Here is an 11216-nt window from a genome sequence, read left to right on the forward strand (position 1 = left end):
TCCTTTAATGAATTCTACTTGGCATGTCGTGCTAAGTGCTGGCCATAATGAAAGATTCGCTCCAATGAAAGCTTGCGAATCGCAGGCTCATCAAATTTCATCGGCCGTGAGTTTGCCTCAAAGAACCAGAGTCCTCCGTTCTCATCTACACCGAGATCCATGGACATCTCCCCGAGCATAGTGTCAGAGGCTCTCTCAATTTGTCTGGCGATTAACAGAGCAGTTGTAGGTACGCTTTTTAGAATGGAGGCGGCTCTTTCGGTTCCAAATGTGCTTTCCAGCATACTGGAGGGCTCCTCAATACTGCCGCCGCGTGGTACATGCGTGGTGATACTGCGGGCACCAGCTAGTCGCGCACCTATGCCGGTCATCGCCCAGCCTCCTCTGCTGTTTTTCTGCAGAAGTACACGCAGATCAAATGGTCGTCCTCGGTGAGTCGCCAGCTCAATGGCCTGCTGTACGATGTAACGCGAGGTACCCTTTTCCTTTCCGATTCGTGCCCAGAGGCGCTCTATAGAGGCGGCTTTGTATGTCACATTTTTTTTGCCGCTTTGAATTTGCAGCCGATAGGGCAAAGTGGTCTCAGCACGGTATTTTAAACGCATAATGCCTTTACCGGCTTTGCCGCTCTCCGGTTTTAGGTAGAGGCTGGTGTGATTATTTAGCATGGCAGTAAGTGTGTTTGCGCTGCGTAGACGTCTGGTTTTTGGAACATGCTTAGAGGTAGCATGTGAGCCTTTCAGCCATTCAAAGAGATTCCATTTATTAAAAAAATACGGATTATAAAGCTTAATGCCTGGATGCTCCAGGCATTGAGCTATTTTGCGTACGACAGCAGGTTTCTCCTCATCCTCACGGGTAGGAATTCGATTATAGATAATTTGTGGAAGAGGTACAGGAATGCTGTACCATATTTTTCCGTTGGATGATGGGACATATCCGTTCACCATCCGTTCCTCAAGCTTTAAGTCACGGACAGTGACGACGTAGACAAGAAATCCCATTTCCTTGCCTGTGCGAATGATGTCCCGGAAGTTATTGCGGTTGCCATTAAAATGTCTTATTTTGTCACTGGTTGTCAGTATGGCAATAACGGGTTTTGTTTCATCCGGAATATGCGTGCTCACATCTCATCCCTCCTGCGGAATTTGCTGAGGTATAGACAATGCTCCAGAATGTGCTCGATGGAAGCTTTGCCCTCAGCGCGCAGGGAGGGATGACGGAAGATGGAACGTCCTGGTTTGGCGTTGGCCTCGAACATCCAGATGTCTTCATCCTGATCAATGCCGAGATCAAAGCCGATTTCACCGAGCAAATGACGATGCTGGATTTCTAAGGATTCTGCCAGTTTAATGGCTGTACTCTTCGCACGCTGCAAGACTTCATCTGCTCTGGCGCCGAATACACGCCCGAGCGCCTGCCCAGGTGTAAGCAAAGCCCCCCCATTTTTGAGGTGAGTGGTGACGCTGCCTCGGCCGGCTTTTTTAGCGCCTATGCCGACAACAATCCATTGATTACTCCCGTTTTTATGCATATGGAATCGGAAATCAATGGGGCAGCCATCAATTTCAATCAAACGTATTCCTTGTTGGACGATATAATTCTGCAGGCCTTGACCGTGTCGTGATCGAAGCATACGCATGAGGCTTTCAAAGGTAGTGAAGCGCAGAAGTACGTTTTTACCACCCTTGCGGTAGCGGGCAAAATACCCTTTTTTCGGCAGATAGGTGAGTCGGTAAATCCCGTGACCCAGGCTACCTGCGGAAGGTTTGTAATATACAAAATGGTGGTGATCCAGCATTTCTCTCATTTTTTCGGAAGAGGGATTGCTGTGTGTTTCAGGGACGTAACGGTTTGCAGCCCCGTCATTCTCTAGCAGCCGGTAGATATCGGATTTATTGAAAAAGCTCCAGTTGAAGTAAGGGATTTTCTTGCGCATAAAGCGTTCGCGAAGCTGGTTGATATATGGTGAGGTTTCAGCTCTCCGACTGGGCAGCCGATTGTAGACAACATCAGGGAGCGGAACCATTTTACGCTCGAATTTGCCGCCTGCGGTTAGGAAATAACCATAGACCTGCTCCTGCTGCCAGTTGATATCGCGCGGCATAAAGGCAAATATATAACATTTGTTACTGCCTTCTCGCAGCAATTGCTTTATAAAACCAGTGCGGGAACCGAAAGGCTGAGATGAAGACGCTGGCCCGTCGGACAATACACCGACTAAAGGTCCAAGTTGTACTTCGTCGTTTTGCAGATTGCGTAAATAGATACCACCAGATTTCGGAACCTTGATAGCACTCTTTACACCAGTGGCGAGGAATAGATGATTTCCGGCGCGCTTGATGGGCTTGATCATGGTCGGGATGGCATCTTTACCGAGTCTAAGGCGAATGTTCTTTTTCCCGGTTAATTTCAAGCTTTTCATCAGTGCACCTGATACATATACAACTCTTTGGGGCTGCTTAGTGAAATGCACATTGCAAAAAGTGAGACTCATTTATGAATCCTCCTTAGGAACCATTGTTATCATTCTCCCGTTTATAACGGAGCTGTCCGTAGATAGGGATGGTATCCGTCGCTGTGTGAGTAGCAGATGGCGCGCATAAGACAGTGGATTCTCGGCGGCGAGCTTAGCAGCCCGGCGGTCGCCCGTCAGCCGGAATACCGTGCGCCCTGGCTTGGAATTTGCTTCTAGTAAATGAATCCGACCGCTCGAATCAATACCGAAATCTAGGCCGAGTTCTCCAAGCCTACCGCATGCGGCCTCCAGAAGAGGAGGCAAGTATGCAGCTTCTGTAGCAAGCTCCTGCATGATGTCTTTTCCGTCCTGACCATATTCTGCAAGCAAAAAGGGCAAAGGAGGAACCGCAGTTCCACCGCCGTGCAGGTTCGAAGTCAGTGAACCATGGTTACCCAGCCGAACGGCCATGCCAGTAAGATCCCAGCGGCCGAGGCCATTCTTTTGCATCAATACACGCACATCGAACGGTTGCCCCTTACGATTAGTTAGGTGCAGATAAGGCTGTATAATATAGCGGCGTGTGCCGATAAATTCATGAATCCAGTTTAGTCCTTCATCCTGCGAGCTGAATACATATTGAAAGGGTGTATTTGTCCCATCACGTCCTCGTACTCTTATGCCTCCTCCTGAGCGTCTGTTCTGCAGTATGGCATGCAATGTACGTTTGCCGTGAGAGCCTGCTTTGGGTTTTATGAAGACCCCGTATTCTCTTTCGGCGAGCATATTGCTTAACTTGCGTGTACCGGTATAAAGAACAGTTTCCGGCAGTAAAATAGCTGCTCTTCGGTTGCGCTTCAAGATCTCATATACGCCCCATTTATCAGGTAAACCTCTTGACCAAGGTAGTGAGCGGTGAAGGAAAGAGAGTGCAGACGAAGCTTCTTTTCTTTCTTTCGGACTGTTGTAAAAACAACGATTATAGATGATATCCGGTGGTGTAGAGGTCGTATTGTGCCAGCTTCCGTCTTTCCATGTATAACCGGTTATAGATGACCCGTCTGCCGCTACTCCGTCCGGATGAAACACGAGGACTTTAAGATTATATCGCGGAGCTGCACGGCATAAATGACTGCAAAATTCTGGCTCGGCAATCGGAGGATTCCCGTGGCGACGGCCCGTCATAATGCCGAGGAACCCCATAGCTGTTTCAGTCATTGTGTCCTCCTTATAAACCGGCCAAATAGCGGCAATACAGAATCATTTGCTTGACGGACGGTCTGATTTTTTGATCGTTTAGCGGTGTGTTATCGTTCTTGGAAGGTTTGGAGTTAACCTCCAAGAGCCATATTCGTCCGGATTGATCCAGTGCCAGATCGATTCCGAGCTCTCCGAAATGAGCAGGGATAAAGGTTTCTACTCCTCTTGCAATGGCAAGTGCTGTTCTTGGAAGCTGAAGCTGTACGCTATCCTTGGTACCTGGAGGAAGGCTGCTCTTGCTAACGGCTTCACGGACAGTACTGAGACTGCCACCTCTTGCTAGATTGGAGACAAAATGATTGCTCCCAGCGGTGCGAGCGACAATGGAGGTAACCCCCCATTTTCCGGTACCATTCTTTTGTACAAGTGCTCGAAAATCTACAGGACGCTTACCGAGCTCCATCAAAGGCAATCCTTGTTGAATCTGGTAGCGCGTTGTCTTCATCTTGGGAGCAATAGACTGGTACAGTTTAGCTAAAGTCGGGTAGCTTTGCTTGCGTGTACCTATAGAGGTAGTAGATAACAAACGGTATCCTCCGCCTTCATCTTTGGAGATTCGGAGAATGCCTTTGCCGAGACTGCCTCGTACAGGCTTTAGAAACACGCTTGGGTATTGGCTACACATCTTCTTTACAACAGCAAAACCGTTTAAAGCATGCGATTCCGGTAAATACCGCTTCAATGAAGGGTCTTGCGCTAAAGCTTCAAATACTTCTGTCTTGTCAAGAAATTTTTCGTTGAAGAAATGCGTTCCATACCGTGATTTTACATCCGCCAAAAAATGCTGTACGCTAGGTTTATTCTCCACCTTTCGCGTCGTTAGCCGATTGTTGATTACATCGGCGATGGGCAGACTCATTTTCCTCCAACCCTCGTTGTATACCCAGCCCTGAATGGAAGTGCTGCTTGTTTCGAGCGCTTCCGGGGTAAAGAAATATACATAGGCGCCTTGTACGTGGCAGGCATTTGTTAATTCTCGACAGAACATGGTAATGGGTCCAAAAAGCCTGTCGAGATTATCTGGATGGTCACGACTGACGAGTACACCGATCAACGGTCCAAGCCGCAAGGTACGACTTACGGAGCTGTAAGAGGCGTTGAGAGTTTGCCGATGTTTCCATCCGGTCCGCCGCGCCAGTCCTTCGCTTACACGCAGGCTGTCGGATTTGGGAGCCGGGATAATGGTAACCTCCTGCCGGAAAGAGCCGAAAGCCAGCTGGAGCGTTCCGTGAGCCGGGATTTTGAGTCTTTTCATGGATCGTTCGCCAAGCATTATAGCGTTTTCCTGCAGGATGCCCGAGTGGACCGTATGGACCGGGATCTTGAATTGGGACATCGTGGATCTCCTTCCGGTAGGCAGCATGATGCCGGCAATTTGGTAGCTAAGGGTTACATATCATTCATCATATGGAGACATATGACCCTTGGTGATTGACCTACTCTTTAAAAACCTTGCCACATCATTTCATAAGTCTGACCCAAGAAGCGAAACAAGCATGGGATGAATCAATATTTGGAAACTTAAGCGTGAGCTTCCGAGGCGAGTTTTGTACGAAGTAACTCTAGGAAGCGAACGCTAACAAAACTTTTAGGAGGAATCATAATGAGTATTCACGACAAAGCACATGAACTGGCGAAAGCCATTAAAGAAAGCACTGAGGTAGCAGATATCACTAACGCGATGAAACTGGTAGAAACAGATCCTGAAGCCAAAGCGATGCTCGACAACTTCCGTAACGGCCAAATGGAGCTTCAACAACGGATGATGAGCGGAGATATGCCTCCACAGGAAGAAATGGAGAAAATGGAGAAATTATTCGAGGTGCTTAACCTGAATCTTGGGATTCGCCGTCTGTTCGATGCAGAACGCCGTCTGAGTGTTGTAATCGAAGATGTAAACAAGATCATTACCGAGAGCTTGTCGCAATTGTATGGCGAATAAACGCTTTTAGTAAGCGAGTATTCACTTGAAAAGTATCATCAGTGCAATCTAAAGAGGGTGTTCCCGAAGCCATTTGGCATTGGAAACATCCTCTTTATTCTTGTGACTAGCGTAGGAGTAAACTAACTAATCTTGCTTACCTTCGATTGCGCAAAGAAGAATACCAGCAGCCAAACCTAGGCGGCGATCAAGCATTCCCTTGGGATCTTCGGAGAAGTCAGCCATGATTTTTGTAACGAATGGGTTGAAGTTCTGTTTGAAGGCCGGAATCGTTGTGTCATCCATCTCGATATTGTATTTCTGAGGGATAATAGAGATAAAGCGGCGGAGTAAAGCCATCGCGGTGCTATCTTCCTTGATTTTTCCGATTTCCTGATCATGACGATCGAGAATCATCCATTCATCTTTCAAAATAGATTTGAGTCCCTTACGGCGCAGTGCACCGATGTGCTCGCCAGTCTCCGTATCATGCACATCATAAGTTGCGCTAAAATCGACCACACTGCGGGCTTTGATTCGCAATAGCTCCTTATTCATGCTCTCATCCGTATACAGCGCAATATCCTCTTTCAGCTTGAATGCTTTCATTTGTGAATAGAGTACAAGTTGCTCCGTATTATCATAAATATGAAGTTTCGCACCCATGATCGAAAATACCTTTTTTCGAATTATGTATTCGGTATGAGTATAAGTTGTATTCAAGTCTAAATCGCCCCCTAAATGAAATTATCATCTCATATATAAGCTTTGCTAGCTACATAAATGCGTACTATTTTATATTTTTTTGAGTAAAAGTATATTTTTGTGGACTTGTCTCATATTAAGGACTTCAAGTTCATAGAGTAGAGATATAGATTCAATCGAATATCTTGTCTGCGAAGGAGTTGTTAGTAATGAGAAAAAGAAACAAGTTTAAACATGGTGTCTATCTGGTGCTGGCGTTGGCCATGCTTTTGTATGCTCTGCCGAAGTTATCGCTAGCGAATGGGCCTAGTTGGGTATTTGGTTTTGGAGTGATCTGGTCACTTTTCGCCTTTATGGTCATTGCGGCACATCTGCATTTCATAATTGGTGTTGATGAGGAGAAGACCAAGCGTTTAGAAGCTGTGCGAAAAGCAAAACTGGAACAATGGCAGTCCAAATGGAATGAAGAAACTAGAGTTACACAAAGATCATAGAAGTGGGGTTGAATCCATTAGTGACTAGATTTGAGTTTCAGGGGAAAAGCTCCAGGCTGGCAAAAAGAGATGCATAAATGCCCTAGATTCCTGGAAAAAGCGCCGAAATGGCGTAAAGAGGTGCATAAATCCCCTAGAATCCCAGAAAAAGCGCCGAATTAGCGTAAAGAGGTGCATAAATGCCCTAGAATCTTGGAAAAAGCGCCGAATTAGCGTAAAGAGGTGCATAAATGCCCTAGAATCACAGAAAAGCCCACTAGCTAAAGCCAGTGGGCTTTAAGAATCCCCCCGCGAACGCAGGGGGATTAAATTTATCGTGCACCTGTAAAAGGCTTGATCTCATCTGAGAGATCTTTTCCAGCTTTCTTTTCTTCTGCAGATATTCGTTTACCAAGAGCCGCGTAGTACCACACCGCCGGAACGAGAACCGCGAGTATAAAAAGAAATTGCATAAAGTCATCCCCCTTCACTAATACAGTATAACATATTTTTCCTTTTTTTCTTAAGAGTCTATTCTCTATTTTCTACCCAGTTTGTCTAACAAACGGATTACTTTTTACTGACCGATGACGAGCACTCAACTTCAAATACATAACTGGCGCTCCCCTGAGGCCATCTTGCTTGGATTATATACAGATGTTTTCCGCTACCTGCTGCGAGTTGAAAACTGTTATTTTCTACGGAAAGAGCTTCGTCCGGACGTTCCTCACCAGGAAATGAAGCCATAACCTCTATTTCTTTGGGTGCAGATGAGAATTTGAGTCCTACCTGATCGCGGCTGATGGCCTTGGGATGTACCTTCTGTTTGTTAACCAATTGATCGTATGAAGCTACATCTACACACACGCCTTTACCATACTCGTTCCAGCAATAAGAGCCTTGAATGGCATCGAACTGCTCACCGCCAACAGTAACTTGAACATTAGGGGGCTGTGGGTTAATAGAGTCTGCTGGAGAGTTCTTATCTTCTTTAAGAGTCGATTGAAACAAGTCCAACAGGTCCTTTTTGCTGGTATCTGACAGACGATAGTGACCCATTTGTCCGGATTGAATGAGTAATCCACTGTTACTTTCACCAATCCAAAAAGAGAATTCATAACTTATGCCATCCCTCATGTTCACAGTGGTTCTGTAATCGCCGGGAGCAATATCTAGTTGTCCTTTATCATATTCAGCAGTAGTTATGGCTTGAACGAATCGTTTGAAGGATGATGCTTCAGAGATAGTCGCCACTGGTTGGTCATTTTCTATTAAATTAATGGAAACTATTTTTTGTGCATCCAGCTCCATTCGATCTGTTTGTTTGACTTCGGTTCCCGTATTTCCACAGCCGACCAGTCCTATTAAAAACAAAATAATGGTAAATAGTATTAAAGCAATCTTGTTCATATTCGCATTTCTCCTTTACGCATGTTCTAACTCTCAGACTATAAAAAAGAGGGAAAGGTTGCTAAATAAAGGAAGTGGATTTCACGTGAAGCTTATAGCGTCTGCAGAATTATCCCATTTGGCAAAGTAGGTGTTTCAAGCGATTATCAGATCTAATATATTGTAATAATTTCCTTGATTATAGATTGTGTGCGGGCAGTTAAATTCGAATCCGATGCTTATGAATCGGTTGTACTGTGCCATTCTCTCCGTGTATAATGAGTACAGTATAGTACAGATCGGAGTACGGGGGTGTAACAGTTGGAAGGTCAAGGCGATGCAATTACTAAACACGAGCAACTGCTGCAGCATATTGAAAGTCTTAAGGTAGGCTCCAAAATATCTGTTCGTAAGCTTGCAAAAGAAATGTTAGTCAGCGAGGGAACTGCATATCGTGCAGTGAAGGAAGCTGAGAATCTTGGAATTGTCATCACGAAGGAACGGATTGGTACAGTACGTGTAGAAAAAAAGCCTCGTAACATTTCTGAACAGCTGACGTTTGGGGACGTGGTTGATATTGTTGAGGGTCATGTTCTTGGCGGGGCTAGCGGACTGAGTAAGCATCTTCATAAATATGTAATCGGTGCGATGAAGGTTGACGCGATGATTCGTTATATAGACGCAGACAGCCTGCTCATTGTAGGTAACCGTGATGATGTTCACTCTTTGGCGCTAGAGCAAGGTGCGGCAGTTCTCGTTACAGGTGGCTTCGGGACAAGCCGTGAAGTTAAGGCGTTAGCGGACGAGCTGGACCTCCCTATCATTTCATCAAGACATGACACGTTTACTGTGGCATCAATGATTAACCGTGCCATTTTTGATAGATTGATTAAGAAAAAAATCATGCTTGTAGAGGATATTGTCGACAGCAAACCGCGTCTGAATACGTTGAAAATTTCAAGCACCGTCGGTGAGCTGCGGCAGATTTCAGAGGAGACTGGAGAGCAACGTTTTCCCGTTACGGATGAATGGAACCGAGTGATTGGCATTATCGGACGACGTGAAGTAGAGGACCTGACAGAAGGGCAAAGTATTGAAAAGGCTATGGTTCGGAGTCCGGTTACCGCTGCACTGCATACCTCACTAGCCTCAGCTGCGCAGATCATGATGTGGGAAGGCGTCGATTTCCTACCTATTGTAGACCGTAACCGCAAATTGGTGGGCTCCCTAACTCGTAAAGAAGTGCTGCAAAGTCTGCGAGATGTCCGTAACACTCCACAGCTTGGTGAGACCTTCGATCATCTCATCTGGAACGGCTTTGCGGATGAGCGGGATGAAGAGGGACGATTGTTTTTTCATGGCTTCATTACTCCTCAGATGGCGACTGACCTAGGAACCATTTCTGAAGGTGTCTTGTCTACGCTAATGACGCTCTCAGCGTTTAAGGCTGCTAAGGATATAACAGGAAATGACTATGTCTTAGATAATATGTCTACCTATTTTATCCGGCCAGTACAGATCGAACACGCGATTATTGTAATGCCGAGACTGCTCGAGATTAGTCGCCGTACTTGTAAGCTAGAAATAGAGATCAGCTATTCAGATACCCTGGTAGCGAAAGCTGTTCTAATGCTGCAATCCATTGACCACGGCTAAGACACGACGAGTGATAAACATGCTAAATAGACTGCCCTCGAGGATAATAATGAGGGTAGTCTATTTTATTCTTGCAATCCTATGAAGACTAAAGCCTAGGCTTTCGACTGATGCTGCTCTTGGCTGCGGCTGTAATAGCTATAGCTACGCAGTCCTGAGAAGATGTTGAACACACCGATCAGAAGAAAGGCAGCTTCAACAATAATATTAACGGTGGAGCCGCGAAACAGAAACATGGAAATTAGGGACAGCGTTACGAGCATTGCGCCCAGCATCACATTCATAACGGAGCGTTTTAGCCCCTTAACTCGGGGATTTAAGGCACGGCGAGAGGATAAGCTGTACACAGCGGCACCGATTACAAAGACCACCAGCAGGATAAACAATAAGTATTTGATAAATAAAACCATGGACAGCCAGCTCCTTTATCATGTCGTGCAAAAGCCTTGAAGTAATTTCCACTTTTGTCTGTCCATTATTGTATCATACGATTGTTGTTAGTTGCGCTTAAAAGGACTGATTTCCACCCAGATTTGCAAAACGCCTTCCATGACGAGCATCGTCCGGATTTTGACAGAGTATTCCTTCTCACGCACAATGTAAAGTTTACCATCCAGCAGCAGCCTAACCAGTTTACTGTCTGTGTCAATATCGAACATGCTGCGGCCGCGCATCGGTTCCAGATCTGATCGTATTTCGCTAAGTATTAATTTTAAAGTTACGGGGTCAACTGGGTTTGAGCCTTCTGATTGGGCTTTGCTTTCCTCCGATCGAATTTTGATTTCTCTGATTACCGTAGAGGTATTATTATATTTTTTGAGTGTTTTAATATCCTCTTGATATTGCTCGATCTGTACACGCAGGTCTGCATTATTCAGCCATAACACATTATATCCAACATGGTATATGGCGTTGTATATGACGGCTCCCACGACGATCCCTAGCATGAATATAGCGGAAATTTGAGTGAATCTACGAAAACGACTGAATGGTGGAACTCTCACTGTCGTTACCCCCTGCCGCACACCCATTTTACTAGCTCACTGCCCATATGGGCTCCGAGAAAAGCGAAGGCAATATACATGATTTGCTTGATGGCAGGGGAAAGGTTGCCCCCAATCATGTTGCTTTCAATGACCCGTAAAGGGTCCATAGTACCCCCTACAGCGGCGGCAAGTGCCCATATTTTAATCCGGTCTGCTACATCTAGCATCGTTTGCGTCGGTGGTTGCAGGGAGACAACGGCGCCGATTCCACCGACCATAGCTCCGCCAAGTACGATGCCGAAGGCGATAAAGAAATCGAGGATCGCTTTGCTCATAAAAATGCTCATAAAGGCCCCTTCCCGGACGAG

General features: G+C 45.9%; 13 protein-coding genes. 3 read left to right on the plus strand and 10 right to left on the minus strand.

Translation table 11 applies throughout. The features are described 5' to 3' along the window. Positions 1-14: 14 nt before the first annotated feature. Genes NSU15_RS09560 through NSU15_RS09575 form a run of 4 tightly spaced genes read right to left on the minus strand, consistent with a single transcriptional unit; the run spans position 15 to position 5054 of the window. Positions 15-1127 carry a YheC/YheD family protein gene (locus NSU15_RS09560; protein WP_076121529.1) on the minus strand — a complete coding sequence of 371 codons (1113 nt, stop codon included), beginning with the start codon at positions 1125-1127 and terminating at the stop codon, positions 15-17. Continuing rightward, on the minus strand, positions 1124-2497 hold the full coding sequence (locus tag NSU15_RS09565; RefSeq protein ID WP_076121527.1) for a YheC/YheD family protein: 1374 nt from the start codon (positions 2495-2497) through the stop codon (positions 1124-1126). The genes NSU15_RS09560 and NSU15_RS09565 overlap by 4 nt, the downstream gene beginning before the upstream one ends. Beyond that, positions 2498-3676 (minus strand): YheC/YheD family protein, encoded by a 1179-nt coding sequence (locus NSU15_RS09570; protein WP_076121525.1) that lies wholly within the window; start codon positions 3674-3676, stop codon positions 2498-2500. It lies immediately after the preceding gene. Between the two features lie 10 nt (positions 3677-3686). Then, positions 3687-5054 carry a YheC/YheD family protein gene (locus tag NSU15_RS09575; RefSeq protein WP_076121523.1) on the minus strand — a complete coding sequence of 456 codons (1368 nt, stop codon included), beginning with the start codon at positions 5052-5054 and terminating at the stop codon, positions 3687-3689. Positions 5055-5321: 267 nt separating this feature from the next. Here NSU15_RS09575 and NSU15_RS09580 point away from each other — a divergent pair, with 267 nt between their 5' ends. Then, positions 5322-5660, plus strand: a complete 339-nt coding sequence (locus NSU15_RS09580) for a YlbF family regulator (protein WP_339290067.1) — start codon at positions 5322-5324, stop codon at positions 5658-5660. Positions 5661-5786: 126 nt separating this feature from the next. Here the strand turns inward: NSU15_RS09580 and NSU15_RS09585 are convergent, their stop codons facing one another. Then, the gene (locus NSU15_RS09585) at positions 5787-6362 is read right to left on the minus strand and encodes a hypothetical protein (RefSeq protein WP_042125952.1); all 576 of its coding nucleotides are present in this window, start codon (positions 6360-6362) and stop codon (positions 5787-5789) included. A 191-nt stretch (positions 6363-6553) separates the two neighbouring features. Between NSU15_RS09585 and NSU15_RS09590 the strand changes: the two genes are divergently transcribed. Further along, the gene (locus tag NSU15_RS09590; protein WP_042125953.1) at positions 6554-6838 is read left to right on the plus strand and encodes a hypothetical protein; all 285 of its coding nucleotides are present in this window, start codon (positions 6554-6556) and stop codon (positions 6836-6838) included. Positions 6839-7149: 311 nt separating this feature from the next. Here NSU15_RS09590 and NSU15_RS09595 read toward each other — a convergent pair whose 3' ends face one another. Both NSU15_RS09595 and NSU15_RS09600 read right to left on the minus strand, forming a co-directional pair. Further along, the gene (locus NSU15_RS09595; protein WP_339290069.1) at positions 7150-7290 is read right to left on the minus strand and encodes a hypothetical protein; all 141 of its coding nucleotides are present in this window, start codon (positions 7288-7290) and stop codon (positions 7150-7152) included. A 97-nt stretch (positions 7291-7387) separates the two neighbouring features. Beyond that, positions 7388-8227, minus strand: coding sequence for a hypothetical protein (locus tag NSU15_RS09600; protein WP_339290071.1), 840 nt, complete (start codon positions 8225-8227; stop codon positions 7388-7390). 300 nt (positions 8228-8527) lie between these two features. Here NSU15_RS09600 and NSU15_RS09605 point away from each other — a divergent pair, with 300 nt between their 5' ends. After that, entirely contained in the window at positions 8528-9862 is a 1335-nt protein-coding gene (locus NSU15_RS09605) for a DRTGG domain-containing protein (RefSeq protein ID WP_042125955.1), read from the plus strand. A gap of 95 nt (positions 9863-9957) precedes the next feature. On the opposite strand, the gene NSU15_RS09610 is transcribed toward NSU15_RS09605, so the two are convergent. The 3 genes from NSU15_RS09610 to NSU15_RS09620 form a co-directional block, all read right to left on the minus strand. Continuing rightward, positions 9958-10272 (minus strand): YtpI family protein, encoded by a 315-nt coding sequence (locus NSU15_RS09610; protein ID WP_042125957.1) that lies wholly within the window; start codon positions 10270-10272, stop codon positions 9958-9960. Positions 10273-10359: 87 nt separating this feature from the next. Next, the gene (locus NSU15_RS09615; protein ID WP_042125959.1) at positions 10360-10866 is read right to left on the minus strand and encodes a DUF4044 domain-containing protein; all 507 of its coding nucleotides are present in this window, start codon (positions 10864-10866) and stop codon (positions 10360-10362) included. 5 nt (positions 10867-10871) lie between these two features. Next, positions 10872-11195, minus strand: a complete 324-nt coding sequence (locus tag NSU15_RS09620; protein ID WP_042125960.1) for a YtrH family sporulation protein — start codon at positions 11193-11195, stop codon at positions 10872-10874. Positions 11196-11216: the final 21 nt, after the last annotated feature.

The sequence above is a fragment of the Paenibacillus sp. FSL E2-0201 genome (assembly GCF_037963325.1).
Classification (GTDB): domain Bacteria; phylum Bacillota; class Bacilli; order Paenibacillales; family Paenibacillaceae; genus Paenibacillus_AQ.

Excerpts from the sequence above, each read along its gene's own strand:
- NSU15_RS09565 (WP_076121527.1), bottom strand. The coding sequence starts at position 2,497 with ATGAGTCTCACTTTTTGCAATGTGCATTTCACTAAGCAGCCCCAAAGA.
- NSU15_RS09570 (WP_076121525.1), bottom strand. The coding sequence starts at position 3,676 with ATGACTGAAACAGCTATGGGGTTCCTCGGCATTATGACGGGCCGTCGC.
- NSU15_RS09575 (WP_076121523.1), bottom strand. The coding sequence starts at position 5,054 with ATGTCCCAATTCAAGATCCCGGTCCATACGGTCCACTCGGGCATCCTG.
- NSU15_RS09580 (WP_339290067.1), top strand. The coding sequence starts at position 5,322 with ATGAGTATTCACGACAAAGCACATGAACTGGCGAAAGCCATTAAAGAA.
- NSU15_RS09590 (WP_042125953.1), top strand. The coding sequence starts at position 6,554 with ATGAGAAAAAGAAACAAGTTTAAACATGGTGTCTATCTGGTGCTGGCG.
- NSU15_RS09595 (WP_339290069.1), bottom strand. The coding sequence starts at position 7,290 with ATGCAATTTCTTTTTATACTCGCGGTTCTCGTTCCGGCGGTGTGGTAC.
- NSU15_RS09600 (WP_339290071.1), bottom strand. The coding sequence starts at position 8,227 with ATGAACAAGATTGCTTTAATACTATTTACCATTATTTTGTTTTTAATA.
- NSU15_RS09610 (WP_042125957.1), bottom strand. The coding sequence starts at position 10,272 with ATGGTTTTATTTATCAAATACTTATTGTTTATCCTGCTGGTGGTCTTT.
- NSU15_RS09620 (WP_042125960.1), bottom strand. The coding sequence starts at position 11,195 with ATGAGCATTTTTATGAGCAAAGCGATCCTCGATTTCTTTATCGCCTTC.